The organism is Saccharopolyspora antibiotica (genome assembly GCF_047200635.1).
Lineage (GTDB): Bacteria > Actinomycetota > Actinomycetes > Mycobacteriales > Pseudonocardiaceae > Saccharopolyspora_C.
In genome coordinates, this window is the sequence record NZ_JBJZOI010000007.1 from 120,302 (window position 1) to 145,836 (window position 25,535).

23 protein-coding genes, 2 tRNA genes and 1 other RNA gene are annotated in these 25,535 nt (G+C 71.5%); 8 read left to right on the forward strand and 18 right to left on the reverse strand.

Translation table 11 applies throughout. The annotated features are described in order from the left end of the window. Window positions 1-26: 26 nt before the first annotated feature. An RNA gene (gene ffs, locus ACL03H_RS07305) (signal recognition particle sRNA small type) lies at window positions 27-123 on the reverse strand. 106 nt (window positions 124-229) lie between these two features. Here ffs and ACL03H_RS07310 point away from each other — a divergent pair. The 3 genes from ACL03H_RS07310 to ACL03H_RS07320 all read left to right on the forward strand — a co-directional run bounded on the left by ACL03H_RS07310 (window position 230) and on the right by ACL03H_RS07320 (window position 1,684). Then, window positions 230-874, forward strand: coding sequence for a superoxide dismutase family protein (locus tag ACL03H_RS07310; RefSeq protein WP_412810335.1), 645 nt, complete (start codon window positions 230-232; stop codon window positions 872-874). Window positions 875-1,064: 190 nt separating this feature from the next. After that, window positions 1,065-1,457 carry a VOC family protein gene (locus ACL03H_RS07315; RefSeq protein ID WP_412810336.1) on the forward strand — a complete coding sequence of 131 codons (393 nt, stop codon included), beginning with the start codon at window positions 1,065-1,067 and terminating at the stop codon, window positions 1,455-1,457. A gap of 141 nt (window positions 1,458-1,598) precedes the next feature. Further along, a tRNA-Ser gene (locus tag ACL03H_RS07320) sits at window positions 1,599-1,684 on the forward strand. 618 nt (window positions 1,685-2,302) lie between these two features. Here the strand turns inward: ACL03H_RS07320 and ACL03H_RS07325 are convergent. The 7 genes from ACL03H_RS07325 to ACL03H_RS07355 all read right to left on the reverse strand — a co-directional run bounded on the left by ACL03H_RS07325 (window position 2,303) and on the right by ACL03H_RS07355 (window position 8,785). Beyond that, entirely contained in the window at window positions 2,303-4,108 is a 1,806-nt protein-coding gene (locus ACL03H_RS07325; RefSeq protein WP_412810337.1) for an endonuclease/exonuclease/phosphatase family protein, read from the reverse strand. Window positions 4,109-4,211: 103 nt separating this feature from the next. Next, a complete protein-coding gene (gene asnB, locus ACL03H_RS07330) occupies window positions 4,212-6,077 on the reverse strand; it encodes an asparagine synthase (glutamine-hydrolyzing) (RefSeq protein WP_412810338.1) in 1,866 nt (621 codons plus the stop codon). 204 nt (window positions 6,078-6,281) lie between these two features. Then, a complete protein-coding gene (locus ACL03H_RS07335; RefSeq protein ID WP_412810339.1) occupies window positions 6,282-6,500 on the reverse strand; it encodes a hypothetical protein in 219 nt (72 codons plus the stop codon). Between the two features lie 900 nt (window positions 6,501-7,400). After that, window positions 7,401-7,485: transfer RNA gene (locus ACL03H_RS07340), tRNA-Ser, on the reverse strand. A gap of 44 nt (window positions 7,486-7,529) precedes the next feature. Further along, window positions 7,530-7,766, reverse strand: a complete 237-nt coding sequence (locus ACL03H_RS07345) for a CsbD family protein (RefSeq protein ID WP_412810340.1) — start codon at window positions 7,764-7,766, stop codon at window positions 7,530-7,532. A gap of 75 nt (window positions 7,767-7,841) precedes the next feature. Then, window positions 7,842-8,300: a nucleoside deaminase gene (locus tag ACL03H_RS07350; protein ID WP_412810341.1), complete on the reverse strand. Its 459-nt coding sequence runs from the start codon at window positions 8,298-8,300 to the stop codon at window positions 7,842-7,844. Continuing rightward, the gene (locus ACL03H_RS07355; protein ID WP_412810342.1) at window positions 8,297-8,785 is read right to left on the reverse strand and encodes a tRNA adenosine deaminase-associated protein; all 489 of its coding nucleotides are present in this window, start codon (window positions 8,783-8,785) and stop codon (window positions 8,297-8,299) included. Before ACL03H_RS07355 ends, ACL03H_RS07350 begins: the two co-directional genes overlap by 4 nt. Window positions 8,786-8,921: 136 nt before the next feature. Here ACL03H_RS07355 and ACL03H_RS07360 point away from each other — a divergent pair, with 136 nt between their 5' ends. Further along, a complete protein-coding gene (locus ACL03H_RS07360; RefSeq protein WP_412810343.1) occupies window positions 8,922-9,893 on the forward strand; it encodes a prephenate dehydrogenase in 972 nt (323 codons plus the stop codon). Window positions 9,894-9,945: 52 nt separating this feature from the next. Continuing rightward, the gene (locus ACL03H_RS07365) at window positions 9,946-11,145 is read left to right on the forward strand and encodes a thiolase family protein (protein ID WP_412810344.1); all 1,200 of its coding nucleotides are present in this window, start codon (window positions 9,946-9,948) and stop codon (window positions 11,143-11,145) included. 198 nt (window positions 11,146-11,343) lie between these two features. Here ACL03H_RS07365 and ACL03H_RS07370 read toward each other — a convergent pair whose 3' ends face one another. Continuing rightward, entirely contained in the window at window positions 11,344-11,532 is a 189-nt protein-coding gene (locus ACL03H_RS07370) for an antitoxin (RefSeq protein WP_412810345.1), read from the reverse strand. A 255-nt stretch (window positions 11,533-11,787) separates the two neighbouring features. Here ACL03H_RS07370 and ACL03H_RS07375 point away from each other — a divergent pair, with 255 nt between their 5' ends. Together ACL03H_RS07375 and ACL03H_RS07380 are read left to right on the forward strand one after the other, a co-directional pair. Further along, window positions 11,788-12,480, forward strand: coding sequence for a TetR/AcrR family transcriptional regulator (locus ACL03H_RS07375; protein WP_412810346.1), 693 nt, complete (start codon window positions 11,788-11,790; stop codon window positions 12,478-12,480). Window positions 12,481-12,507: 27 nt separating this feature from the next. Continuing rightward, window positions 12,508-13,692 (forward strand): cytochrome P450, encoded by a 1,185-nt coding sequence (locus ACL03H_RS07380; RefSeq protein WP_412810347.1) that lies wholly within the window; start codon window positions 12,508-12,510, stop codon window positions 13,690-13,692. Window positions 13,693-13,795: 103 nt separating this feature from the next. On the opposite strand, the gene ACL03H_RS07385 is transcribed toward ACL03H_RS07380, so the two are convergent. Genes ACL03H_RS07385 through ACL03H_RS07395 form a run of 3 tightly spaced genes read right to left on the reverse strand, consistent with a single transcriptional unit; the run spans window position 13,796 to window position 17,291 of the window. Next, on the reverse strand, window positions 13,796-14,551 hold the full coding sequence (locus ACL03H_RS07385) for a decaprenylphospho-beta-D-erythro-pentofuranosid-2-ulose 2-reductase (protein ID WP_412810348.1): 756 nt from the start codon (window positions 14,549-14,551) through the stop codon (window positions 13,796-13,798). Next, window positions 14,548-15,882 carry an FAD-binding protein gene (locus ACL03H_RS07390; RefSeq protein WP_412810448.1) on the reverse strand — a complete coding sequence of 445 codons (1,335 nt, stop codon included), beginning with the start codon at window positions 15,880-15,882 and terminating at the stop codon, window positions 14,548-14,550. The genes ACL03H_RS07385 and ACL03H_RS07390 overlap by 4 nt, the downstream gene beginning before the upstream one ends. Before the next feature lie 26 nt (window positions 15,883-15,908). After that, window positions 15,909-17,291, reverse strand: a complete 1,383-nt coding sequence (locus ACL03H_RS07395; RefSeq protein WP_412810349.1) for an FAD-binding oxidoreductase — start codon at window positions 17,289-17,291, stop codon at window positions 15,909-15,911. A 168-nt stretch (window positions 17,292-17,459) separates the two neighbouring features. On the opposite strand from ACL03H_RS07395, the gene ACL03H_RS07400 reads away from it, so the two are divergent. Next, window positions 17,460-17,897, forward strand: a complete 438-nt coding sequence (locus ACL03H_RS07400) for a GtrA family protein (protein ID WP_412810350.1) — start codon at window positions 17,460-17,462, stop codon at window positions 17,895-17,897. Window positions 17,898-17,912: 15 nt separating this feature from the next. Here ACL03H_RS07400 and ACL03H_RS07405 read toward each other — a convergent pair whose 3' ends face one another. From ACL03H_RS07405 to ACL03H_RS07430, 6 genes are all read right to left on the reverse strand, one after another. Beyond that, entirely contained in the window at window positions 17,913-18,179 is a 267-nt protein-coding gene (locus tag ACL03H_RS07405) for a hypothetical protein (RefSeq protein ID WP_224957152.1), read from the reverse strand. 143 nt (window positions 18,180-18,322) lie between these two features. Beyond that, window positions 18,323-21,631 (reverse strand): arabinosyltransferase domain-containing protein, encoded by a 3,309-nt coding sequence (locus tag ACL03H_RS07410; RefSeq protein ID WP_412810351.1) that lies wholly within the window; start codon window positions 21,629-21,631, stop codon window positions 18,323-18,325. Between the two features lie 415 nt (window positions 21,632-22,046). After that, on the reverse strand, window positions 22,047-22,979 hold the full coding sequence (gene glfT1 / locus ACL03H_RS07415; RefSeq protein ID WP_412810352.1) for a galactofuranosyltransferase GlfT1: 933 nt from the start codon (window positions 22,977-22,979) through the stop codon (window positions 22,047-22,049). Further along, complete coding sequence (gene wzt / locus ACL03H_RS07420) at window positions 22,976-23,797, reverse strand: galactan export ABC transporter ATP-binding subunit Wzt/RfbE (protein WP_412810353.1); 822 nt, start codon at window positions 23,795-23,797, stop codon at window positions 22,976-22,978. Before wzt ends, glfT1 begins: the two co-directional genes overlap by 4 nt. A 13-nt stretch (window positions 23,798-23,810) precedes the next feature. Continuing rightward, window positions 23,811-24,683, reverse strand: a complete 873-nt coding sequence (gene wzm / locus ACL03H_RS07425) for a galactan export ABC transporter permease subunit Wzm/RfbD (RefSeq protein ID WP_412810354.1) — start codon at window positions 24,681-24,683, stop codon at window positions 23,811-23,813. A 242-nt stretch (window positions 24,684-24,925) separates the two neighbouring features. Next, window positions 24,926-25,462: a bacterial proteasome activator family protein gene (locus ACL03H_RS07430; RefSeq protein ID WP_412810355.1), complete on the reverse strand. Its 537-nt coding sequence runs from the start codon at window positions 25,460-25,462 to the stop codon at window positions 24,926-24,928. Window positions 25,463-25,535 lie beyond the last annotated feature (73 nt).

Genomic DNA, 25,535 nt, shown 5'->3' on the forward strand with positions numbered 1-25,535 from the left:
CATCCGGGCCCACCCGGGTGCGGACAGTAAGCGGGACCCCGTGCACCCGCCAGAGCCCGCTTACCCTTGCTGCCTTCCGGCCCTGGGGGAGTTCACAGGATGGACGCCGCACGGAGTCCCGCCGAAAGTCTAACGCGACTCGTCCCGGGCTTCGACACCCGCCCCGTGCGAGCCCCGCCACCTGGGCCGGTGATCGCCTGTTTCGCCCGCTTCCGGCATCATCTGGTGCATGTCTCTGCGGATCTCCTTCGCCGGTCGCCGGGCTCTCGCGCTGACCGGAGCCGTCGCGGCCCTCGCCCTGACCGCGTGCACGCCCCCTGGCGAGCCGTCCTCCCAGCCGCCCGGCCCGGGCACCCCGCCGCCGCCGCGCGAGCAGAACCAGACCGGCTCGTTCGAGGGCACCCTCCAGGCGCCCGGTGGCCAGGGTTCGGCGTTCACCTACAACCAGGCCGTCGCCCCGGAGGGCGCCACGGTGAAGGCCACCGTCGAGGGCTCCGAGCAGTCCAGCGTGGTGAACTTCCAGGTCACGGGCCTGCTGCCGAACCGCGGTTACGCGGTGCACGCGCACACCAACGCCTGCGGCGCCACCGGCGACGCGGCGGGGCCGCACTTCCAGAACCGGCAGGACCCGGCGGCCTCGCCGCAGAACCCGTCCTCGGACCCGGCCTACGCGAACCCGCAGAACGAGATCTGGCTGGACCTGCAGACCGACGCGCGGGGCGCGGGAAGCGCCTCCGCGAACGTGCCGTTCGACATCACCGGTGACCGCACCCCGAAGTCGATCGTCGTGCACGAGGCCTCGAACACCAACACCGCCGCGGGCCAGGCGGGCACCGCGGGCGCCCGGGCCGCCTGCTTGAACATCCAGCCCTGACCCGAGGGCGATCTCCGGTGAACGGCCCGCTCCCACCGGGCGGGCCGTTCACCTCGATGGCCGGGGACGCCGGGCCGGCGCTCGCCTCCGGCGGCGCCGCGTTCGCGCGGGCCGCGCCGGTAACGCGAACGGGCGCCGACGCGCTAGCAGGACGTACCGGGCGGAACGTCCACCGGCCTCAGGAGGCCCCATGCGCATGATCTTCGTGAACCTGCCCGTCCAGGACGTGCGGCGGTCGAAGGCGTTCTTCGCGGAACTCGGCTTCGAGTTCGACGACGAGTTCTCCGACGAGAAGACGCTCTGCGTGGTCGTCGAGGAGAACATCATGGTGATGCTGCTGGAGCGCGACCGCTTCGCCGAGTTCATCAACGGCGACATCGCCGATCCCGCGACGACCGAGGTGCTCAACTGCCTCAGCGTGGACACCCGCGAGGGGGTCGACGAGCTCGTCGCCAAGGCCGTCGCGGCCGGGGGCTCGGCCTGGAAGCCGAGTTCGGAGATGGGCCCGATGTACGGCGGGAGCTTCCGGGACCCCGACGGGCACGTCTGGGAGCTCGTGCACTCCCCTTCCAGCACCGGCTGACATCCGGGCGGCTCGGCGGGACGGGTCGCGTGCGCCGCCATCCCGTCCGCGCGGGCGCGCCGCTGATCAGGAATTCGGAGCGTACCGGCTGGTCAGGACCCCTTTCCGGGGAGTCGGAACCCTCCTGCTAGGCTTCCGCACGGAGGATTGGCCGAGCGGCCTAAGGCGCACGATTGGAAATCGTGTTGGGTTAATAGCCCTCACGGGTTCGAATCCCGTATCCTCCGCGGAACGGCGGCCCCGGTGCTCGATGAGCACCGGGGCCGCTGTCGTTCCACCCCGTTTCCGGGGAATCCGGCCCCGTTCCCGGGACCCGTCAGCTGCAGTCGCCGAGCTCCTGCACTTCGCCCTTCGAGGCGTTCCGCCGCGGCTCTCCCATGACTCCCCCCTTCGTCACCCAGAGCCCCAGCGTACTCACCTTGAGTGACAACCAGGAGTGCTACCAGCGGAGTCGTCGCCCACTCCAGCGCGACCGCGACCAGCTCTCGCTCGCACGCCGGGACCATTCTCGATCGTGTTCCCGCTCCTCGCGGACAGCAGTACCCGCACGAGCATCCCCAGCACGCGCGCGACGGCGCAACGCTTTCCCCGGCAGATGAGCAGAATTCCTCAACCAATCCCGGCATTCCTACGCAGAAACTCCGTCGGTTCGACGATTCCGCCGAATGAATGGATCTCCTGCCGGATCGGGGCAGCGGGGCGGGAACGCGGCCGCCCGCGACCGCACCCGCGAGACCGCCGCCCCGGCGCGCCAGCTGGTCAGCGCCAGAACCGTCGCGGCCCAGATCGACGATTCGACCCACCGGGAGCCCCGGGGGCCGAACCGGCGGGTCGGAGCCGGGCCATCACCGGGCCGGACGCAGCCGCACCACCTGCGGGTCGTGATCGCTGGCCTGGTCGGCGAACTCCGCGTTGACGTGCACGACGTCGTACTCGGCCGGGCCGACGCCGGGCGAGAGCAGCACGTGGTCCAGCGCCTGCGCGTTGCCCTCGTAGACGTAGCTGTAGCGCTCGGTCGGCGGCAGCGCCTCGGCGGGCGAGGACAGCGCCCCGTCACCGGTCAGCACCCGCAACGCCGGGGAGAAGCCGAAGTCGTTGAAGTCGCCGGTCACCACGACGTTCGCGTCCGGGTCGGCCGCGCGCAGCTCGGCGGCGAAGTCGTGCACCAGCCGCGCCTGCGCCACCCGCTGCCGCTCGGACTCGCGCGCCGGCGGCTGGAACCGGCCGTGCATCGGCTGGTCGCCGCCCTTGGAGGCGAAGTGATCGGCGACCACGAACACCGGAGCGCCCCGGAAGGTGAACTCGCCCGCCAGCGGCTTGCGGCTCGCCCGCCACGCCTCGTCGCCCGGCGCGATCCGGCCCGGGGAGGAGCTCAGCTCGGGTCCGGACTCCCCGCGCACCACCTCGACCGGTGTTCCCGCGTCCCCGCCAGGGCGATCCGCGAAGGACACCCGCGCCGGGTTGAACAGGAACGCCACCCGGATGTTGCCACCTGGTTGGCCGCCGTCGGCACCGTCGACCGGGTCGATCTGCCGCCACTCGTAGCGCGGTCCGCCCGCTGCCTCGATCGCGGCCGCGAAGCGCTCCAGCGTCCCGCCCGCCGCGACCACGCCGTCGTCGGTGGCACCGGTGTCGTCCTGCACCTCCTCCAGTGCGATCACGTCGGGGGCGGCCAGGTTCTCGGCCACGCCCCGCGCCAGCCGGTCGAACTTCCGCTGCTCGTCGGTGGCGGCCAGGTTCTCCACGTTGTAGGTGGCGACGGCGAGCTCGTCCTCGGCTTGGGCGCGGGTCGTCTCCGGACGCACCCCGACCGGCCGGTGCTCGCCCAGCGTCGTGGCCGCGAGCAGGTAGCCGCCGAACCGGCTGTAGTCCAGCGGCCCCTCGGTGCGCCCGGACAGCTCATCGCCCACGTTCGCGGCGGGAACCGGCGGGCCCACCGGTTCCACCTTCAACCGGCCCGAGTTCGGCCGGTCGTAACCGGTGTAGGTGGTGGTGCCGCGCTCACCCGCGTTCTGCTCGGGCTTCGAGGTGACGGTGAGCGCGCCGTAGGAGTCGGTCGGTCCGACCACCCGCGCGTCCGCGATGCCGACGGTCATGTGCTCGCGGGACTCGTAGAAGTCCAGCGCGAACCGGGCCGGCTCCAGCGGCAGCGCGTCCAGCTCGCCCTCCGGCGCGTACGCCTCCGGCACCGAGTCCGGGGTGAGCGGCTCCGCCGCCGGGACCGGCGCGGTGCCCGTGACCTGCCAGGTCGCCCCGGACAGCTCGGTGAGCGACTGGTTCGGCGTGGTCTCCGGGTCCTCGCCCTCGCCGACCGCGTAGTACTCGGCGACGGTGCCGGAGACCGACACCACATCGCCCACCGCCACCGCCGGCGCCTCGCCCGGGGTGTAGACGAACAGGCCCTCGCTGGTGCGCGGGTCGTCGTCCGGCTCCGGGTCCTGGAACCAGAACCCGGGCGAGGTCCCCGCAGCGCGGATTCCCGTCACCACGCCGGGCACCCCGCTGACCTGCTGTCCCAGCAGCGGGGAGACGCGGCCGACGCCCTGCACGTCGTGGATCCGCACCTCGGCGGCGAGCGCCGAACCCGGCAGCACCACCAGCACCCCGCACGCGGCCAACGACCCCGCCAGCACCCTCGACGATCCGCCCACGAGCTCGCACCCCTGTCACTCGACGATCAGTCGAGTGCAGACGGTACTGCGCCCGGACGACCGGTGACCCCGCTTCGCACGACGAACCGGTGCCGCCGCGGCCCTAACCCACCCGGATCTCCGGGCGGTGGACGTCCATCCAGGTGGCGATGTCGAGGGCTCGGTCCAGCTTCTCCCGCTCGTAGCCCGGCAGGGCCTCCGGCGGCGTGTTCACCGTGGCGTCGAACCACTTGCGGTAGATGACCTGGAACATCGGGTGGTCCTGGTCGGACAGGATCTCCCGGCCCAACGCCTGCAGCTTCCCCGCGTACGCGGGGTCCTGGGTGGACGGGTAGGGGCTCTTCACCCGCTCCAGCACCGAGTCCGGCAGCACGTCCGCGGCCGCCGCGCGCAGCAGGCTCTTCTCCCGGCCGTCGAAGCTCTTCATCGCCCACGGTGTGTTGTAGACGTACTCGACGAGCCGGTGATCGCAGAACGGGACGCGGACCTCCAGGCCGACGGCCATGCTGATCCGGTCCTTGCGGTCCAGCATCGCCCGCAGGAAGCGGGTCAGGTGCAGGTGGCTGAGCACCCGCATCCGCTGCTCGTGCGGGTCGGCGCCGGGCAGCGGCTCCACCTCGGCGACCGCGTCGTGGTAGCGGTCCTTCAGGTAGGTCATCAGGTCGATGCCGGCGTCCAGGTCGGGGTCGAAGAACTCCGAGACCGGCGGACCGCCGTCGTCCGGCGAGGCCTCCCCGGCGGCGAGCACCGGCACCATCCACGGGAAGATCTCCGCCTGCTGGGTCGCCGGGTCGTGGAACCAGGGGTAGCCGCCGAAGAGCTCGTCGGCGGTCTCCCCGGACAGCGCCACCGTGGAGTGCTCGCGGATCGCCTGGAACAGCAGGTACAGCGAGACGTCGACGTCGGCGGCGCCGACCGCGAAGTCCTTCGCGGTGATCACCTTCCGGCGGGTCGCCGGGTCGGACAGCGCCTCTTCGCCGAGCACGATGTCCCGGTGCACCGAACCCACGTGGTTCGCGACGTCGTGCACGAACGGCGAATCGGGGGTGGCGCGCATGTCGTCGGGGCGGAAGTTGTCGGCCAGTCCCACGAAGTCCACCGAGAAGCTGCGCACCCGCTCGCCCCGCGCCGCGAGCTGCTGGGCGGCCAGCGCGGTCAGCGCGCTGGAGTCCAGACCGCCGGAGAGCAGCACGCCCAGCGGCACGTCCGCGGTGAGCTGCCGGTTCACCGAGTCGTCGAGCAGCTCGCGGATGTTCGCGATCGTGGTGTCCAGGTCGTCGGTGTGCTCGGCGGTGCGCAACGTCCAGTAGGTGCGCTCCCGCAGCCCGGAGCGGTCCACCACGACCAGCGTGCCGGGCACGACCTCGCGCATCCCCGACCAGATCGCGTGCCCGGGCGTCTTGATCCCGCCGAGCAGCTCGCCCATCCCGTCGGCCTCGACCACGGCCCGCACGCCGGGGTGGGCCAGGATCGCCTTCGGCTCGGAGCCGAACAGCACGCCGTCGCCGGTCTCCTTGAAGTAGAACGGCTTGATGCCGAGCCGGTCGCGGACCATGACCAGCTTCTCGTCCCGGCCGTCCCAGACCGCGAAGGCGTACATGCCGTTGAGCCGGTCGACGAGGGATTCGCCCCACTCCAGGTACCCGCGCAGCACCACCTCGGTGTCGCTGGCGGTCCGGAACTCGTGCCCCCGCCCGCGCAGCTCCTCGCGCAGCTCGACGAAGTTGTAGGCCTCACCGCTGTAGGTCAGCACCACCGGCCCGTCCGGGGTGCGGACCTCCATCGGCTGCCGACCGCCCTCGATGTCGATCACCGCGAGCCTGCGGTGCCCGAGGCCGACGTGCCGGTCGAGCCAGAGCCCGCCGGCGTCGGGCCCGCGGCAGGACATCGTCTCGGCCATCGCTTCCACCACGGGGCGCTTGCGGGTCACGTCCTCGTCGAACGCCACCACTCCGGCGATTCCACACATTCCGCGCTCCTCCTGCCCGAGACGACCGGCCACCTCGGAGCCTCCCGGCGATCGGTGCGGAAAATCACCACACCTGGGCGGGGCGCGAACGCGCGAACGCCCCCCGCGCGTGCGCGGAGGGCGTCCACATCGGACCGATCGGGATCGCTGATCAGGACACCGGCAGCGCTACCGGGCCCGGCAATCGAGCCGGTCCTGGGGAGATCAGGAGACCCAGAGCTCGACCGGCGGGTTCGGGCCCGGCACGGCGGCGCGGTACATGCAGCTGCTCCAGCGACCCTGGGCCTTGCCGTCGGCGCAGGCCTTCGAGGCGGCGGCGTGCGAGGGGTACACACCCGCGTAGGTGCCGGCGGCGGAGGCCGGGCCCGCCAGGGCCAGCAGACCGGTCGCGACGGACGCGACGATGATGGCAGTGCGCCTCATGTTCGATTTCCTCTCAATTCCGTGAAGAATCCAGGAAGAAGTTCTTCGACTGAAGAACCTAGTGCCCGGCTGGCCCCGATCGGTTCTGCCAGAGATTCGCATCCGAAGACGCAGGGAAATCCTCCCCCACGAGCGGGTTTCGCCCAGAACTGTGCCGCAACGGCACGGAACGGCCCGCACCGGTCTCGTACCGCCGGAAGGGGACGGCCGATCGTGAGCGGCCCTCCCCCGATCGGCGGTGACCCGCCGGAGCGGATTCCCCCGATCAGACCCGGACCCGCAACTCTGTCCGCGGGCCCGGCGCCGGGGTCCGGAAGGAGCGGCTTCGCCAACTGCCCTGCGCCTCAACCGCACCGCAGGCGTCGAAAGCGACCCGCGGGGCGGGTGGACACCGGTGAAGACCTCGACCGGAGCCGAGGCCGGAGCGCTGCGAGCCGGGGGCGCCCGCGACGGCGATCAGAGCGGCGCGCCCCATTTCCGCGTTCCGCTCGATTCCGGAGAAATCCAGGCGGAATCCCTCTCCGGGAATCCGGATCCCGCCCCACCTCGACACGCCCCGAAGGACTCGCCCCTCCCGAACGCGCAACGCGGTTCTCCCGTTCGTTCCCGTTCGATGTGGACTGTCACGTTCCAGAGCCCGAACCCGGGAATTGCTTCACCAACGGGCATCATTCCGAGACGTCCCGGGTCCCGAACATCCCGGAGCCCGAGCCCCGGCCGGACACCGCGGCCCGCGCCGGAAGCACCTCGCGGTGCGGGACGGCCCGCGCGGAAGATGCCGCCGGCGCGGAGGCGCACCGCGATGCGCTCCACGGCGCACGGCGCGGCCCGCTGAGACCACAACTGAGACTGAACGCCAAAGAGCCGGTTCCCCCTGTTGGGGGAACCGGCTCTGACCGGCGGTAGCGGTGGGATTCGAACCCACGGAGGCTCTCACCTCACGCGCTTTCGAGGCGCGCTCCTTCGGCCGCTCGGACACGCTACCGCCGACAAGGCTACTGGACGCCTCAGCGGAGCCCGCAGACGGGGTCAGCGATCAGCGGAGCCGCTGGTCCCGCCCTCGCCCTTGAGCTTGTCCTGGACGTCCTCCGCCGCGCCCGCGGCCTTGTCCTTGAGGTCCTGGCCCTTCTCCTTGACCTGGCCCTCGACCTGATCGCGCTTGCCCGCATCGCGCAGCTCGTCGTTCCCGGTCGCGCTACCGGTGGCCTCCTTGGCGCGGCCGGTGAGCTGCTGGGCCTGGTGCTTGACCTTGTCGAACACACCCATCGTGACTCCTTCCGCAGGGTTCGTCGCCTCTCCGAGTACCCAGCGGCAGTGGATCTCACGCACTGGTGACTCAGATCACCGGTGCGAGCCGAAGAAGCCCTCCAGCAGCGCGGCGCACTCGGTGGCGAGCACTCCCCCGACGACCTCGGGCCGGTGGTTGTTCCGGCGGTCGCGCACCACGTCCCAGAGCGAGCCGACCGCGCCGGTGCGCGGCTCCCACACGCCGAAGACCACCCGGGCGATCCGGGAGAGCACCAGGGCTCCCGCGCACATCGTGCAGGGCTCGACGGTGACGGCGAGCGTGCAGTCCGCGAGGCGCCACCCGTCGCCCCGGACCGCGGCCGCGGCGCGCAGGGCCAGCACCTCGGCGTGCGCGGTGGGATCACCGCGCTCCTCGCGCCGGTTGTGCTCGCGGGCCAGGATCCGGCCGTCGGGACCGGCGACCACCGCTCCGACGGGCACGTCCCCGGCCGCCAAGGCGCCGGGGGCGATCTCCAGGGCCGCGCGCACCAGCTCCGCGTCGCGGTCGGTCACTGCGCCAGCTTCTCCAGCACGCCGGAGAACTGGTCGCCGAACCCGCAGCGCTGGGCGATCATCTCCAGCTGCTCGTCGGGGTAGAGGTCGACCTCTTCGATGATCACGAGCAGTTCGCCCTCGGGCAGGCCGATGTCCGAGAGGATCGACAGGTTGCCCTCCGGCCACACCTCGTCGTCGTCCTCGTCCGGCGCATCCACCCGCAGCAGGTCGAGCACGTCGGCGGCGATGTCGTAGTCCAGCGCGGCCGCCGCGTCCGAGAGCAGCAGGTCGACCCCGCCGGGCACCGGCCGGATCAGCACGAAGAACTCGTCGTCCACGTTGCACATGCCGAACACGGCCCCGGTGGAGCGCAGCGCGCGCAGCGCCGTGATCGTCGCGTCGAGACCGCCCAATACCGAGCCGTCCAGCTCGCTGCACCGCCACCGGCCGTCCTCGCGGACCACGGCGACGGCGAAGCCCCCGTCCGGCTCCTGCCCTGTCATGCGACCAACGGTAGAGCGTGCCGGTGCCACCCGAAAGCACTATTGCGCGCTCGTGACCTTCAGCACCGCGAAAGGGGGTGGTGAACCGCACGACCGGGTGGTCCGGCGGGCCCGCCCGGTCGGGCAGGATGTGGTCATGCGTGCCGTGTGCGTGATCGGACTGGGATTGATCGGTGGCTCGGTGCTGCGCGCCGCCACCGCCGCGGGGCGTCCCTGCTGGGGCGCGAGCACCGGCGAGGACGCCGAGCTCGCCCGAGCGGACGGCCACGAGGTGCTCAGCACCGAGGAGGCGGTGCGCCGCGCCGCCGAGCAGGACGCGCTCATCGTCGTCGCCACCCCGCTGACCTCGGTTCGCGGCGTGCTGCGCACGATCGCCTGGCAGGCGCCGGAAGCCCTCCTCACCGACGTGGTCAGCGTGAAGGACCCGGTCGACGCCGAGGTGCGCGCCCTGCTGCCCGGCGCCCGCTACGCCGGTGGTCACCCGATGGCGGGCACCGCCGCCGCCGGCTGGGCCGCCGGATCGGCCGAGCTGTTCCGCGGCGCGCCGTGGGCGGTGGTCGTGGAGGACGGCACGACGCTGGCGGCCTGGCGCGCGGCCGCCGAGCTGGCGCTGGACTGCGGTGCGCACGTGGTGGTGACCTCCGCCGGGGAGCACGACGCCGCCGTGGCCCGCATCTCGCACCTGCCGCACGTGTTCGCGAACGTGCTCGCCGCGGTCGGCGCGGACGGGGGCCCGCTGGCGCTCTCGCTGGCCGCCGGGTCCTTCCGGGACGCGACCCGGGTGGCGGCCTCCGAACCGGAGCTGGTGCGGGCCATGACCGAGGGCAACCGGGTGGCGCTGCTGGACGCCGTGGACGACGCGCTGGGGCGTCTCGGCGCGGCCCGCGGCTCGCTGGCCTCCACCGGAGCGCTCAAGACCACCGTGGACGGCGGTCACGCGGCGCGCGGGGAGTTGGAGCGGCTCGGCAGCGGCGACTGGAGCGCGCGGTCGGTGCCGCTGCGCTCCGACCGGGACCTGCGCAAGCTGCGCGACCTCGGCGCGCGCGGCGGCCGGGTCACCGCGTTGGACGAAGCGTCGGCCACCGCGGAACTGCCCGGGTCCGGATAGGCCCCCCGAGCGGACCTTGGGCAGCGGGCCCGGATTCGGCCAGCATGGAGGCATGGCCCGCGCCTTCGTCCTCGACGCCGCCCGCACCCCCTTCGGCCGCTACCGGGGAGCGCTGTCCGGGGTCCGCGTCGACGACCTCGCCGCGCTCCCCCTCGCCGAGCTGCTGCGCAGGCACGGCTCCGGGGGCAGCGGGCGGCTCGATCCGGCGCGGATCGAGGACGTGCTCTACGGCAACACCAACGGCGCGGGCGAGGAGAACCGCAACGTGGCGCGGATGGCGGCGCTGCTGGCCGGTCTGCCCCCGACCGTCCCCGGCGTCACCGTGAACCGGCTCTGCGGCTCCGGCGGTGAGGCCCTGGTGCAGGCGGCACGAGCGATCAAGGCCGACGAGGCCGAGCTGCTCGTCGCGGGTGGCGTGGAGGGCATGAGCCGGGCCCCGTTCGTGGTCCCGCGCGCCGAGCGCGCCATGCCGGACCGCATGGAGGCGGTGTCCACGGCCGCGGGCTGGCGGCTGGTCAACCCGCGGATGCCTTCGGCGTGGACGGTGCCGCTCGGACAGGCGGCGGAGCGCACCGCGCTCGACCTGCGCCTCACCCGGGAGCAGCTCGACACCTGCGCGCTGCGCTCGCACCGCCGGGCGGCCGCTGCCTGGGACGCGGGGCTGCACGACGGGTTCGCCTTCCCCGTGACCACGCCCGACGGCGCGGTGCTGCGCCGGGACGAGTCGGTGCGCCCCGACACCGACCTGCGGAAGCTGGGCGATCTCGGTTCGGCGTTCTCCGCCGGGGGGCCGGTCACGGTGGGCAATTCCGCACCGCTCTCGGACGGCGCGCTGGCGGCGCTCGTCGGGACCGAGGAGCAGGCGGAGCGGCTCGGCGTGCGGCCGTGGGGAGAACTCGCGGGCGCGGCGAGCACCGGCACCGAGCCGCAGCACTTCGCGCTCTCGGCGGTGCCCGCGATCCGGAAGCTGCTGCGCGGCCTGGGCGCCGAGGCGTTCGAGGTGGACCTGTGGGAGATCAACGAGACCTTCGCCGCGGTGGTGCTGGGGGTCCTGGAGCACCTGCCGGGCGTCGTTCCCGAACGGGTCAACGTGCACGGCGGGGCGCTCGCCTACGGGCATCCGCTGGGAGCGTCGATGCCGCGGATCGTGCTCGACCTGTGCCGCCACCTGCGCCACCGGGGCGGCGGGCTGGGCGTCGCCGCGGCTTCGGTGGGGGTCGGCCAGGGCATCGCCCTCGCGGTCCGGGCCTGATCGCCCGCCGCCGGATCCGCCGGGCGGCTCGTCGCCCGCTGCGCGGCGCGGTCCGCGACGGGGTGACGAACAGCGGGAAAGGGGCCGTCCCACGATCGGGACGACCCCTTTCCAGGGCGCTGCCGGCCACCTCCGGGCGCTGGACCACCCTCGTCAGGTCCGCGCGCCGGACGGCGTGGGCCGAGCAGCGGAGCCGGGCTACTGCTGCGGCCCTGAGCCCTCGTTGCGGAAGTAGTCCTTGCCCTTCTCGGCGGCCTGGTCGACCTGCTGCTCGTGGCCGAACTTCTTCTTGGCCGCGTCACTTCCCTTGTCGATGCCCTGTTCGACCTTGTCGCTGTGCTGCTTGCCCATGTTCATCAGCTTGTCCTTGAGGCTGCCGAGTCCCATGACGGCTCCCTTCTCGCGACGTTCCTCAGGCGAGTCCGAACCTAGACCTCTTGGCGGGCGCCTGCGCGCTGATCGGGGTCTTCGCACTGGTCAACGACCTCGATCCCGCACGTTCGAGTGACAAGGCCCCGCGAGGCACCGGCACGGGGCTTGCCCCGCCCCTCCGTGAGGATTAGCGTCACCACGTGACCAGATGAGCAAAATCGGTCACGTGGTCGAGACGAGTCGGCTCGTCCGGCGCAGGAGAGGACGTCCGTGCCCCGCGACACCGAACGAGCCGACCGCATCCTGGACGCGGCGGGAGAGCTGCTGCTGCGCCACGGCTACCGGAAGGTGACCATCGACGACGTCGCCCGCCAGGCGGGCGTCGGCAAGGGCACCGTCTACCTGCACTGGAAGACCAAGCTCGCGCTGTTCCAGAGCCTGCTGGTGCGCGAATCCCTCGAACTCACCGAGGAGATGCGCGCGGCGGTGCGGGCGGAGCCGACCGAGGTGCGGCCGCACCGGCTGCTGCGGATGTCGTACCTGGCGAGCTTCCGGCGACCGCTGGTGTTGGCGCTGACCACCCGGGACACCGAGGTGCTCGGCGACCTGCGCCAGCACGCCGAACGCGAGCACGAGGACCGGACGGGCCACGACTTCATGGCGGTCCTGGCCCGCACCGGCCTGCTGCGCGCGGACCTGCCGGATCTCGGCTACGGGATGCACGCCGCGGCGCTGGGCTTCTTCCTCGTCGACGACTTCGAGCCCGGGCTCGACGCGCTCGCGCGGGAGCGCAAGGCCGATCTGCTCGCGCACGTCGTCCGGACCTCGTTCGAACCGGCGGCGGAACCGTCCGAGACGGCCCTCCGGGCCGCCGCCGACGAGATCGACCGGCTGCTCACCGAACTGATCACCGGCTACCGGGAGCTCCTCGACGCGCTCGACGCGGCGAACCCCGGGGGATGAATCACCGCGGATGATGAAGGGGACATCATGACCACCACCGAGAGCTGGGGCTTACCCGATTCGCAGTTCTGGCTGCGCGGCGAACGGCCGAGCGGTCCCGTGCAGCACGACGCCACCTACGGGGTGTGGAACGTCTACGGCTACCCGGAGGCGCTGGAGGTGCTCGGCGACCCGGCGACGTACTCCTCGGACACCACCAGGATCGTCCCGGACAGCAGCGAGTTCGCCGAGGGCAGCCTCACCAGGATGGACCCGCCCGAGCACCAGAAGCTGCGCAAGCTGGTCAGCCACGCCTTCACGCCGAAGGTGGTGGCCGGGCTGGAACCGCGCATCGCGGCGCTCACCGGCGAACTGCTCGACGCCGTCGACGGCGCGGACCGGCTGGAACTGGTGGCCGACCTCGCCTACCCGCTGCCGGTGATCGTCATCGCCGAGCTGCTCGGGGTCCCCGCCAGCGACCGCGGGCTGTTCAAGCAGTGGGTGGACTCGCTGTTCGACCGCGACCTCCGGGGCGCGCTGACGAACCCGTCGGCCGAGCAGCGGCGCGAGCTCGACGAAGTGCTGGCGCAGGTCCGCAACCTCACCGACTACCTGGGCGAGCACGTGGACGAGCGCCGCGCGCACCCGCGCGAGGACCTGCTCACCAAGCTCGTCGAGGCCGAGGTGGACGGCGAGCGGTTGAGCCGCAAGGAGATCACCAACTTCGCGAACGTGCTGCTGGTGGCCGGGCACATCACCACCACGATGCTGCTCGGCAACACCGTGCTCTGCCTCGACGCCCACCCCGAGCACGCCGCGCGGGTGCGGGCGGACCGCTCGGCGCTGCCCGCGACGATCGAGGAGTCGCTGCGGTTCCTCAGCCCGTTCGCCGCGATGGCCCGCGTGACCACGCGGGACGTCGAGCTCGGCGGCCAGCACGTCCCCGCCGACCAGCTGCTGATGGTGTGGATGGCGGCGGCGAACCGGGACCCGAGGCAGTTCGCGAACCCGGACGTCTTCGACCCGACCCGCGATCCGAACCCGCACCTGGCCTTCGGGCGCGGCATCCACTTCTGCGTGGGCGCACCGCTGGCGCGGCTGGAGGGCAGGGTCGCGCTGAACATGCTGCTGGACCGGTTCCCGGTGCTGGCCACCGACCCGGCCGACCCGCCGAGGTTCCGGCCCAACCCCAACATGACCGGAGTGCGGAAGCTCCCGCTGCGGACGAGCTGACCGACCGCTCCGCAGCGCGGGGCCGACGCGGCGGTACCGGGCCACGAACGCGCGGAGGGCCGCCGGGGTGCTCCCCGGCGGCCCTCCGCGGTACCGCGCCGGATCAGAACGGCAGGCGGCGGAAGATCACGCGCGGCAGGTGCCGCAGCACGGTCATCACCCAGCGCATCTGCGCCGGGGCCCACACGGACTCCTTGCCCTTGCGCACCGCGTCCACGATCACGTCCGCGACCTGGCCGGGGGTCTGCGCCATCGGAGCGGCCTTGAGGCCCTCGGTGAGCTTCGTGTGCACGAAGTTCGGCCGCACGACCGTCACCTTCACGCCCGCGTCGGCCAGCGCGTAGGTCAGGCCGGTGTAGAACGAGTCCAGCCCGGCCTTCGAGGACCCGTACACGAAGTTGGAGCGGCGAGCGCGCTCGCCGGCGGGCGAGGCGATCGCGACCAGGTGCCCGTGGCCCTGCTTGCGCAGCCGGTTCGCCAGCCGCACGCCCAGGGTGATCGGGGCGACGTAGTTGATCTCAGCGACCTCGCGGGCGGCCTCGACCTCGGTCCAGCCCTTCTCGTTGTCGCCCTGCACGCCGAACGCGACGAGGGTGATGTCGACGTCGCCCTCGGCGAACGCCTTGTCCACGACCGCCTCGTGCGTCTCCGGCTTGCGGGCGTCGAAGGGCACCGTGGTGACGGTGCTGCCGGTCAGGCGCAGCCGCTCCGCGGCCGCCTCCAGCCGCTCGCCCTCGCGCGCGGCGAGCACGATGCGCAGCGGGCGCGCCTCGGCGTACTTCTCGGCGGTCGCCAGCGCGATGTCGGAGGTGCCGCCGAGCACCAGCAGGGACTGGGGGTTTCCAACCGCGTCAATCACAGGGCCAACCTTCGGGACAGATCGGAGTGGAAGATTCCTTGCGGGTCGACGGCGGCGCGCACCGCGCGCCACTCGTCGAGGCGGGGGTACATCTGCTGGATCATCTCGGGGGTGGTCCGCGAGTCCTTCGCGAAGTACAGGCGGCCCCCCGCGCCGAGCACCAGCTCGTCGAGCTCCTGGCAGAAGCGGTTCAGGCCGTCCTTGATCGGGAAGTCGACGGTGATCGTCCAGCCCGGCATCGCGAACGACAGCGGCGCGCGGCTGCTGTCGCCCATCCGCTTGAGCACGTTGAGGAACGACACGTGGCCGGACTCGGCGATGCGCTGCACCAGCGCGCGCAGCGCCTCGTGCTGCTCGAAGGGCAGGATGAACTGGTACTGCAGGAAGCCCTTGGAGCCGTAGGCGCGGTTCCACTCGCCGAACATGTCGAGCGGGTGGTAGAAGGCCGTCAGGTTCTGCACCTGGCCGCGCCCCGCCTTCGGCGTCTTGCGGTACCAGACCTCGCTGAGCGTGCTGAACGTCAGCTTGTTCGCCAGCCCGTTCGGGAAGACGTCCGGGAAGGTCAGCAGCTGCGGGGCGTCGAACTTCAGCGGGTTCTCGCGCAGCTTCGGCGGCAGCTCGTCGAGCTTGGCCAGCGAGCCGCGGGAGAACGCCGAGCGGCCCAGCTTCGGGCCGGTGGAGATCGCGTCGAACCACGCCATCGAGTAGTCGTAGTTCATGTCGGAGCCGTTGGAGAACAGCTCCAGCGTCTCGTCCAGGTCCTTGGTCCGGTCGGCGTCGACGATGAAGTACGCGCTCTCGGTGCGCTTCATCCGCACCTTCGCGCGCAGCACGATGCCGGTCAGCCCGACGCCGCCCACGGTCGCCCAGAACAGGTCCGAGCCCTCCCCGTCCGGGGTCAGGGTGCGGACCTCGCCGTCGGCGGTGAGCAGGTCCATCGACAGCACGTGGTTGCCGAAGCTGCCGTGCGAGTGGTGGTTCTTGCCGTGGATGTCGCAGCCGATGGCCCCGCCGATGGTGACCTGGCGGGTGCCCGGCAGCACCGGGACCCACAGGCCGTGCGGCAGCGCCGCCTTCATCAGCTGGTCCAGGCTGACGCCCGCGTCCACGTCGACCACGGCGTTGTCCTGGTCGATGTCGTGGATGCGGTTCAGCGCGGTCATGTCGATGACGGTGCCGCCCGCGTTCTGCGACACGTCGCCGTAGCTGCGGCCGAGGCCGCGGGCGATGACGCCGCGCTCATCGGCCTCGCGGACAGCGCGGGCGATCGCGTCGACGTCTGGGGTGCTCAGCACCTGAGCGTGGGTCGGCGCGGTGCGCGCCCACCCCATCAGCTTCCGGTTCTGCAACGCAGCGGTCACAGGCTCAACCTCCGGGACAGGTCGGAATGGAACACGCCCTCGGGGTCGACCGAGGCGCGGATCTTGCGCCACTCGTGGATGCGGGGATACATCCGCTCGATCATCTCGGCCGAGGTCCGCGACTCCTTGGCCAGGTACAACCTGCCGCCCGCGCCGAGCACCATCTCGTCCAGCTCCCGGCACAGCCGGTCCAGGCCGGCCGTGATCGGGATGTCGACGGTCAGCGTCCAGCCCTCGCCGGGGAAGGACATCGGGGCCTCGTTGCCCGGGCCGAAGGTCTTGAGCACGTTGAGGAACGACACGTGCCCGCTGGCGCTGATCCGGTCGATGGCGCGGCGGAACATCGCCTCCTGCCCGAACGGCACCATGAACTGGTACTGCAGGAACCCGTTCGGCCCGTACACCCGGTTCCACTCACCGACGAGGTCGAGCGGGTGGAAGAACTGGGTGATGTTCTGCACCATCCCGAACTTCGTCGGCGCCTTGCGGTACCAGACCTCGTTGAAGGCGGTGATCGTGTACTTGTTCACCAGCCCGTTCGGGAAGATCGGCGGGGCGGTGAACAGCTGCGGGGCGTTGAACTTCAACGGGTCCTTGCGCAACCGCTTCGGCAGGTCCTCCAGCCGCGCGGAGTTGCCCCTGGTCAGCAGGGCGCGGCCCAGCTGCTCGCCACGCGCCAGCGAGTCGAACCAGGCCACCGAGTAGATGTAGTTCTCGTCGGATCCGTCGGTGAAGTGCTCGATCAGCTCGTCGAGGTTCTTCGTCTGCACGTTGTCGACCAGGAAGTAGGCCGTCTCGACGCGCTTGAGCCTGATCGTCGCCTTCAGGATGATCCCGGTCAGCCCCATGCCGCCGACCGTCGCCCAGAACAGGTCCGAGCCCGCGCCCTCCGGCGCCAGGGTGCGCACCGAACCGTCGGCGGTGAGCAGGTCCATCGACAGCACGTGGCTGCCGAACGAACCCTGCGAGTGGTGGTTCTTGCCGTGGATGTCGGAACCGATGGCCCCGCCGACCGTGACCTGCCGGGTCCCCGGCAGCACCGGGATCCACAGGCCGTAGGGCAGCAGGCGGCGCATCAGCTCGTCCAGCGAGACGCCCGCGTCGACCACCACCGTGGCCTCGTCGGCGTCGACCTGGTGCACGCGGTTCAGCGCGGTCATGTCGATGACGGTGCCGCCCGCGTTCTGCGACGGGTCGCCGTAGCTGCGGCCGAGGCCGCGGGCGATGACGCCGCGCGGCCCGGCGCCGCGGACCGCCTCGGCGATCGCGTCCACGTCCGGGGTGCTCAGCAGCTGAGCCGAGGTCGGCGCGGTGCGCCCCCAGCCGGTCAGCTGCCGAGTCGGCTGGGCGCTCGCTTGATCTTGCTGTCCCGATCCCACTCAGCCGAGTCTATCCGCGCCGCACGTGCGGGGACCTTCGGGTAGCTCCCCGCTAGCACAGGTGACCCGGGTGTCGCGGAGGATCACCGCTACACTTTTCGGGGCGAATCGCGGTCTCCGCTTCCGGACTGCCGTTCCGACGCTGTTGCCGACACGTGAGGTGAACCAGTGGCCGTGGCCGAATCCGGAGCAGACTCCGAGGTCGAGAAGCTCGGGCTGTTCCAGCAGTTGTTCCGCTTCGTGGCCATCGGCGGCTTCTGCGCGGTGATCGACTTCGGCACGTACTCGCTGCTGCTGGGCGTGCTCGGCTGGCCGGTGTGGTTGTCCAAGTCCATCTCGTTCATCCTCGGCACCACCGCCTCCTACCTGATCAACCGGAAGTTCACCTTCAGCGGCGCCAGCTCCGGGAACTCCACGGCCAAGGCCGGGGCGTTCGCGATCGTCTACACCACCACCTTCTTCGTGAACATGGGCTCGAACCAGCTGCTGGTGCTGCTGTTCGACGCGCGGGAGGCCTGGCAGTTCACCCTGATCTGGGTGATCGCGCAGGGGCTGGGAACGATGATCAACTTCGTGATGCTGAAGTGGGTCGTCTTCCGCGACTGACGCGGCAGCGGCCCGTCAGCGGCTGAATCCGGCGGGCCGGTTCGGCGCCCCGTAGGCGTTGCTGTCCGATCGGGTGCTCTCCACGTGCGCGGTCGCGACGTGCGCGAAGTTCACCGCGAACTTGCCGCCGTCCGCCGTGGTCAGCAACGTCGTACCGCCGGAGCCCATCAGCTCCGCCAGCCGCCCGTCCAGCGTCTCGGCCTCCGTGGCGTCCAGTGCGATGTGCAGGGGTTGGGACACACCAGCCAGGTGCAGGACCAGTCCCGGTCGCTTCTCACTCATGCGCCCAGCGCACCACCGCCCGGCCCCCGGCGACAGGTGCTTTCACCGTGAGCGGACGCGCCACCAGGCTTTTTCACCCTCGGCGGACACGGGAACGGCCCGCCCACCGGTGATCACCGGGGACGGGCCGTCGCCGCGCCGCGCTACTGCTGGGAGTCCGGCTCCCCCTCCAGCTGCTTGACGTCGTTGCGGTCGTCCGAGCTGGGGACGTCGCCGGGCAGCTGGACCGTCTTGGTCAGCGGCCCCGGCGTCCACAGGCCCGAGTGGGTCTCGGTGTGGACCTCCATCGCCGCCTCCACCGGCAGCGCGTCCGGCTGGTACGGGTCCACCTCGTAGAGCGAACCCCAGTCCCGGTTCAGGTCACCGCGCATGTAGGTCGGCAGCTCCCGCACGCTCGCGGCGACGTTCATCCAGCCGAACGGCCCACCCGCGTCCGGCGAGGACCAGCCCGCGCCGATGTCCCGGACCTCGGCGCCCGCCGAGACCCGGAACCGGGGCATCTCCGCGACACCGCTGCGGATGCCGGAGATCTGCAGGCACGGGTGCACCAGGGCGGCCGTCCACTCCACGAAGGTCGGCGCGTCGCCGACGACGTCGGTCATGTTCGACAGCTGCGGCGCGCGGGGGGCGCTCACCGCGAGCCAGCCGTTCGGCGAGACGGCCTGGTCGACGGCCACCACGCGCACCTTGGTGGCGCCCTCGGACTCGCCGCCGACGGTGAACCGGTAGTCCCGCCACTGCGGGGCCGGGCCCTGGCCGACGAACTCGCGGTGCATCATCTCGAAGCCCTGCGGGGTGTCCCGCCCGAGCTCCAGCACCAGCGCGTTCGCGCCGCCCTCGGCACCCGCGAGGCTCAGCACCACCGGCACCTCGCCGGTCGCGGCGCGCTCGGGCAGGTCGTACCACTGGGTGCGCAGCTCACCGGTACCGGTGCCCGCCTCGTCGTAGCTGCCCCAGACGGGCGCCTGGTCGTCGCCGAACTGGTGCGGCGGGCGCCAGTCCGGCTCCTCCGGGTCGGAACCGTCGCCGAGCGGCAGGCCCGGACGGCGGAAGCCCTCCATCTTGGCGCCGAGGTACTGCCCCGCGTCCTCCTCGTCGGCGCTGCGCTTGGGCACCTCGAAGCCGGGGGCCGCGATGTCCGGTTGCTGGGCCGAGACCGGCAGCATCCCCGCCTTCGGATCGGTCTCCACGTAGACGTAGTCGGACAACCCGCAGCTGGAGCCCGCGAGCTGCTTGATGTTGTCCATGCCGAGGCTGTAGCTGCCCGCCTGCTTCTGGATGACCTTGCCGAAGGTCGCGAGCTCACCGAGCACCAGCAGCGCGCAGATGATCGCCAGCGGCGCGGTGCCGAGCCGCAGCGCCCGGCTGCGCTTCTCCATCCCGGGCTCGACGACCTTCGGGTTCCTCTCGTCCAGCCGCAGGTGTTCGACGAACGCCACGATGCCCGCGATCGCGGCCACGCCCAGCAGCAGCGTGCTCGCGTTGCGGCCCTCGAACGACGGCGGCTTGTCGAACCACGGCACGCCCCAACCGGAGACGTACCACCAGGCGTTCGGCCCGGTCGCGGCGAACGCGCAGATCACCATCAGCCCGGAGAAGAACGCCGCCCGGTTCCGCCGGGAGCGCAGCACCGTGCCGCTGGTGGCCAGGGCCGTGAGCGCGGCGAGCGCGCCCCCCACGGCCGCGAAGATGCCGAAGTGGTGGGACCACTTGGTCGGGGTCAGCGCCAGCGCCACGAAGGACAGCGCGGCCACGGCCAGCAGCCGCCGGCTCGGGCCGAGCGCGGCTCCGCGAATCCGCCCGCGCCGCAGCAGCACCACCGCGCAGGTGGCCAGGCACAGCATCACCAGCAGCACCGGGAACCGGCGCACCAGCGAGCCGTCCGGGGTGGGGCTGAACAGCAGGTTGTACCGGTTGAGCTCCTGGTACCAGTCCTCGCTGGGGCCGAGGTCGGTCCGCAGCTCGGTGGCGTCCATGATCGACTGCCAGGTCTGGTCGGAGAACACCGCGGTGAGGATGATGAACCCGCACGCGGCGATCGGCGCCAGCACCGGCAGCCAGCCGTAGTCCCTGGCGCGCTGCCGCACGAGCCGCAGCAGCGGCTTCAGCGCCGCGATGTAGGGCAGCACCGCGACCAGGCCGTGCGGGCCCGCGCCCAGCGCCAGCGCCGCGACGACGAGACCGAGCGCGGCGGGCATCAACCGGCCGGTGGCCACCGCGCGCTCCACCGCGCACAGCGCCAGCAGCGAGAACAGCGCGATGACCGGCTCGGCGCGCAGGCCGTTGTTGTAGGGCAGCCAGAAGGCGAGGAACACCGCGGCCGCGGCCCAGCCGGCCGCGTTGCTGCGCCGGACCTGCTGCCCCAGCCGGGGCAGCACCTCGCGGCTGATCAGCAGCCAGCTGACCGCACCCATCAGCAGCGCGGGCAGCCGCACCCACGGCGTCGCCGTGGAGACCTGCACCCACAGCGAGTACAGCTCGTAGAACCAGCCGAACGGCGCCTCCGGCACCGCGAACCAGCGGTAGTAGTTGCTGATGTACCCGGCGCTCTCCCGCGCCCGCGCGATGGTGAGGATGTAGCCGTCGTCGGAGGTCATCGCCCCCACGAGCCACCAGACGATCAATGAGCCGAACACGGCGAGGTCGCGCAGCGTCGGCTTCCACCAGCCGCGCGGCACCAGGCGCGGGGGCCGGCGGCCCGCCCGCACGTCGAGCCGCCGCAGGCAGATCACGGAACCGATGAAGGCAGCGAGCGCCAGCCCGATCACGACGAGCTTGATCGGCGTCGCGTGGCTCTCGTAGCGGTTGTCGATCCGGGCCTCGAAGGACAGCCCGGTGATGTCGTCCCGGGCGGCGTCGATGTCGGAGAAGATCCCGGTCAGCTGCGGCCGCTGGTCCCCGCGCAGGTTCGCCAGCGACTCGTCGCCGAGCTCGACCTTGGTGCCCACCGCGTCGGAGTGCACCGTGATCGCGCAGTCGCCCGCGGGGACCGGGGTGGTGCCGACCTGCTGGCCCTTCGACAGCAGCGTGACCTGGCCGCCGTCGACCTGGAGGGTCATCCCGGTGAGGTTGCCGTAGTCGGAGTTCGGCGGGTTCGTGCTCAGCAGGGTCGCCGGGCCCTGGGTGCGCGCGTCCACGCTGCGCACCGCCTGGCAGGGGACGTTGGCGTCCATCCACAGCGGCGAGAAGCTCACCAGCGGCGCGGACACCGGCTTGGTGCCCTCGGCGGTGGGCCACCGCAGGGTGTTGATGTCGTGCTCGACCGGAAGGAACGGGACCGCGAGCGCCAGGACCGCTCCCAGCAGGCCCAGCACGGAGGCGAACCACCTCAGCCGCCTGGCGGACGGGTCGCGCCGGTCGCCCGCGGAAGTTGCCGGAGAGTCCGCCGCCTGGTCGGAGGACGACTCTGCCGGGTCGTCCTTGCGACTGCTGTCTTCCTGCCCCTTAAGCACGCCAGGAGAATAGTAGTCGCTGGTCCGGGGGCGTCCGGCGCGTTCGGTGCGGCCCTCGCCGAGATGTTCGCCGACGCCATGAGCAGCCCCGATCGAGTGATTCTCAGGCCGCTCTCAGCCTGCCGTGATTCGCCGGTGACCGCCCGGTGACCCACCGGGACGGCGGGATCGGGGCGGTTTCGACGCGCGTGAGCAGGCGCCCGCCCTGCCCGACGGAGCCGATCCGGCCACCTCGGCAGCGCACCGGCCGCACCCGGTGCGAGCCCGTCGCGAGCGCGTGGAGCTGCCCCGGCGCGGCGCGCGAAGCACCCGTCGCCGACTTGGCGCCGAGCGCGGCTCCCACCGGACGCCGCGCTCGGCGAACGCGCCGCACCGGTTCGCGTCCCGCCGAACGGCGGGACGCGAACGGATCCGCTCAGCGGCGGAAGAACTGCTCCCTACGCCCCTGCCGGACCAGGCGGAGCCATTCCAGGAACGCCTTCGGGTCGCGGCGGTGGCCCACGAAGTACAGGCCGAACCGCAGCACCTCCAGCGCCCCGATCCTGCGCATCCCCGGCTGGGAGAGCAGGTAGCCGCGGTTGCGGTAGGTGTAGTAGCGCTTGTTCGCGTCCGACGGGTCCTGCGCGTGGAAGCGGCCGCCGAGCATCGGCTTGAACTCGTCGGAGCCGTCCGGGTGCACGAACCGGGTCTTGAGCGAGGTGCCGAACGGCAGCCCCGAGCGAACCACGCGCCGGTGCAGCTCCACCTCGTCGCCGCGGAAGAACAGCCGGTAGTCCGGCACGCCCACCACGTCCAGCGTCGCGGCGCGGAACAGCGCCCCGTTGAAGAACGACGCGATGCCGGGCAGGAAGTCGGCGTCCCCGCCGGGAGCGCTGAGCTCCTCGGGGTGCCGCTTCCAGGTCAGGCCCCGGCGCAGCGGGAAGGCCAGCTTGTCCGGGTGGTTGATGTTCACCACGACCGGCGAGACCGCCGCGAGCCTGCGGGCGCGGGCCACCTCCAGCAGGGTGGCCAGGGCCTGATCGTCGGCGGGCCTGCCGTCGTCATCGCCGAGCCACACCCACTCCGCGCCGAGCGCGAGGGCGTGCAGCATCCCCAGCGCGAACCCGCCCGCGCCGCCGAGGTTGCGCTGCGACGGCAGGTAGGTGGACGGGATCGGGCAGTCCGCCACGATCTGCCGAGCGGGCTGATCGGGACCGTTGTCCACGACGACCAGGTGGTCGGGCACCCGGGTCTGGGTGGCGATCACCTTCAGCGACTCCGCGAGCAGCTCGCGGCGATGTCTGGTGACGATCACCGCGACGACGGAATCAGCGGGGAGTTGCGGCTGCTCGGCGGAGTCGGTGGTCATGGTCCTTCGTCGCTCCCGATCGTGGCGGTGGCCGTGTCACTGACCTGCGCCAGCATTTCCGGACTGAGGTTTTCGAACGGGTCTTTGCCCTTGTAGGACGTCAGCACGCTGCGCAGCGAACCGTGCTCCCGGATCCCGCCCTTGTCCATCCAGACGGCCGTGTTGCACAGCTCCATGAGGAACTCGTCGGAGTGCGAGGCGAAGATCAGGATCCCGGAGCGCTTCACCAGCTCCTTGAGCCGGTCGCGCACCTTCTCCAGGAAGTCCGCGTCCACCGCGCCGATGCCTTCGTCCAGCACCAGGATCTCGGGGTCGATGGAGGTGACCACGCCGATGGCCAGGCGCACCCGCATCCCCGTCGAATAGGTGCGCAGCGGCATGTCGAGGTAGTCGCCGAGCTCCGTGAACTCGGCGATCTCGTCCATCCGCTTTTCCATCTGCTTGCGGTTCATGCCGAGGAACAGCCCGCGGATGACGATGTTCTCGTACCCGGAGATCTCCGGGTCCATGCCCACGCCGAGGTCGAACACCGGCGCCACCTTGCCGACCACGCGGGCGCTGCCCCGGGTCGGCTCGTAGATGCCCGCCAGCAGTCGCAGCAGCGTGGACTTGCCCGCACCGTTGTGGCCGACCAGCGCGAGCCGGTCGCCGTGCTTGAGGTGCAGGTCGATGTCGTGCAGGGCCTCGATGATCGGCACCTTGCTGTCGGTGCCGATCTTGCCGCCCGCCTTGCCGAGCACGGCCTTCTTCAGCGAGCGGGACTTCGCGTCGAAGATCGGGAAGTCGACCGCCGCGTTCCAGACGTCGATGCTGACCATCGTTCGATCTCCCTCAGACCCAGTAGGGGACGCGGGCGCGGTAGTTGCGCAGGACCACGGCCGCCAGCAGGAAGCCGCCGACGGTGCAGCCGAGCACCCAGTACCAGTGGTACAGGTGCTGGTCGAACCCGATCAACGGGTCCCGGAAGATCGCGATGTAGTGCGACAGCGGGTTGCCGTCGACGAAGATCTGCCGCCACGCGTTCTGGTCGTTGTGCTCGAACTCGAACATGCCCCAGGTGATCGGGGACATGAACAGCGCCATCGTCATGATGCTCTGCACGACCGGCGGGATGTCCCGGAAGCGGGTGGCGATCACGCCGAACAGGGTGGCCACCCAGATGCCGTTGATCATGATCAGCAGCAGCGCCGGGATCGCGACGATGATCGTCCAGTCGACCGGGATCGGCGTTCCGGCGATGGCGAAGATGGCCAGCAGCAGGAAGTAGATGATCAAGTTGTGCAGGAAGAACAGCGTCTGCCGCCAGACCAGCCGGAAGATGTGCACGCTCAGCGGAGCGGGCAGCTGCTTCATCAGCCCTTCGTTCCGGATGAACACCTCGGTGCCCTCGGTCACGCAGTTGCGGATGAACTCCCAGATGATGAAGCCGACCGCGAGGTGCGGCAGCTTCTCCCGCAGGTCCGTGCCGAACAGGCTCCCGTAGAGGATGCCCAGCCCGGTCACCATCACGCCCATGCTGATGGTGATCCACAGCGGGCCGATCACCGATCGCCGGTACCGCTGCTTGATGTCCTGCCAGCCGAGGTGCGCCCACAGCTGACGCTGCTGGGCACCTTCGACGATGTCGTTGAACGCTTTCCGCCAAGACCGCGACGAAGTCTCGGGCGGAGCCGTAGGTCTCTCGATCGTGCTCGTGGCCTGCACGGTGCGTAAGAGTACCGACTGGGCCCTGGTCATCGGGGAGAGGGCGGTGCGGGCCACCGCGCGGGCGCACAATCCGGACACCTCGGGCGCGGCGCCCCGAACCGGTCCACCGCGGACCGGCGCGCGAGCCCGGTTCCGGACCGTCCCTCACCAGCGGCGGAACCGCTGACAGGACGCGGTCGGCACCCACCCCGCCCGGGTTCCACCGCGGGCGATGGGGCACCGCCACCGGATCCCGCGGTTCAGAGGTACTGACCGGTTCCGCGCGAGGGCGTGGCGTGCTCGCCCTCGGTTCCGGCGGGCAGACCGCGGCGGATCTGCTCCAACTGGGCCCTGGCCGCCATCTGCTGCGCGAACAGCGCCGTCTGCAGGCCGTGGAACAGGCCCTCCAGCCAGCCGACCAGCTGGGCCTGCGCGATCCGCAGCTCCGACTCGGAGGGGGTGGCGTCCTGGGCGAACGGCAGCGAGAGCCGCTCCAGCTCCTCGATGAGCTCCGGCGCCAAGCCCTCCTCCAACTCCCGGATGGAGGACTGGTGGATCTCCTTGAGCCTGCTGCGGCTGGCCTCGTCCAGCGGAGCGGCGCGCACCTCCTCCAGCAACTGCTTGATCATCGTGCCGATCCGCATCACCTTCGCGGGCTGCTCGACGAGCTCGCCGACGTTCTCCCGCTCCTCCGCGCCGTCGCCCGCGGCGACCGCGCCGGAGCCGAGCGGCGTTCCCTCGCCCACCACGAAGATCTCGCGCTGCTGGTCCTGCTCGTTCTGGTTCATGCCCTCCATCCTGACGGGTCCGCGCACCCCGGACCCGCGAGGCACGGCAGAAGGGGCCACCCGGCGGATCCCGGAATCCGCC

What these genes read in the sequence shown, in the direction of transcription:
- ACL03H_RS07310 (WP_412810335.1), top strand. Translation starts at nt 230, where the DNA reads ATGTCTCTGCGGATCTCCTTCGCCGGTCGCCGGGCTCTCGCGCTGACC.
- ACL03H_RS07315 (WP_412810336.1), top strand. Translation starts at nt 1,065, where the DNA reads ATGCGCATGATCTTCGTGAACCTGCCCGTCCAGGACGTGCGGCGGTCG.
- asnB (WP_412810338.1), bottom strand. Translation starts at nt 6,077, where the DNA reads ATGTGTGGAATCGCCGGAGTGGTGGCGTTCGACGAGGACGTGACCCGC.
- ACL03H_RS07335 (WP_412810339.1), bottom strand. Translation starts at nt 6,500, where the DNA reads ATGAGGCGCACTGCCATCATCGTCGCGTCCGTCGCGACCGGTCTGCTG.
- ACL03H_RS07345 (WP_412810340.1), bottom strand. Translation starts at nt 7,766, where the DNA reads ATGGGTGTGTTCGACAAGGTCAAGCACCAGGCCCAGCAGCTCACCGGC.
- ACL03H_RS07355 (WP_412810342.1), bottom strand. Translation starts at nt 8,785, where the DNA reads ATGACAGGGCAGGAGCCGGACGGGGGCTTCGCCGTCGCCGTGGTCCGC.
- ACL03H_RS07360 (WP_412810343.1), top strand. Translation starts at nt 8,922, where the DNA reads ATGCGTGCCGTGTGCGTGATCGGACTGGGATTGATCGGTGGCTCGGTG.
- ACL03H_RS07365 (WP_412810344.1), top strand. Translation starts at nt 9,946, where the DNA reads ATGGCCCGCGCCTTCGTCCTCGACGCCGCCCGCACCCCCTTCGGCCGC.
- ACL03H_RS07370 (WP_412810345.1), bottom strand. Translation starts at nt 11,532, where the DNA reads ATGGGACTCGGCAGCCTCAAGGACAAGCTGATGAACATGGGCAAGCAG.
- ACL03H_RS07380 (WP_412810347.1), top strand. Translation starts at nt 12,508, where the DNA reads ATGACCACCACCGAGAGCTGGGGCTTACCCGATTCGCAGTTCTGGCTG.
- ACL03H_RS07390 (WP_412810448.1), bottom strand. Translation starts at nt 15,882, where the DNA reads ATGGGGTGGGCGCGCACCGCGCCGACCCACGCTCAGGTGCTGAGCACC.
- ACL03H_RS07405 (WP_224957152.1), bottom strand. Translation starts at nt 18,179, where the DNA reads ATGAGTGAGAAGCGACCGGGACTGGTCCTGCACCTGGCTGGTGTGTCC.
- glfT1 (WP_412810352.1), bottom strand. Translation starts at nt 22,979, where the DNA reads ATGACCACCGACTCCGCCGAGCAGCCGCAACTCCCCGCTGATTCCGTC.
- wzt (WP_412810353.1), bottom strand. Translation starts at nt 23,797, where the DNA reads ATGGTCAGCATCGACGTCTGGAACGCGGCGGTCGACTTCCCGATCTTC.
- ACL03H_RS07430 (WP_412810355.1), bottom strand. Translation starts at nt 25,462, where the DNA reads ATGGAGGGCATGAACCAGAACGAGCAGGACCAGCAGCGCGAGATCTTC.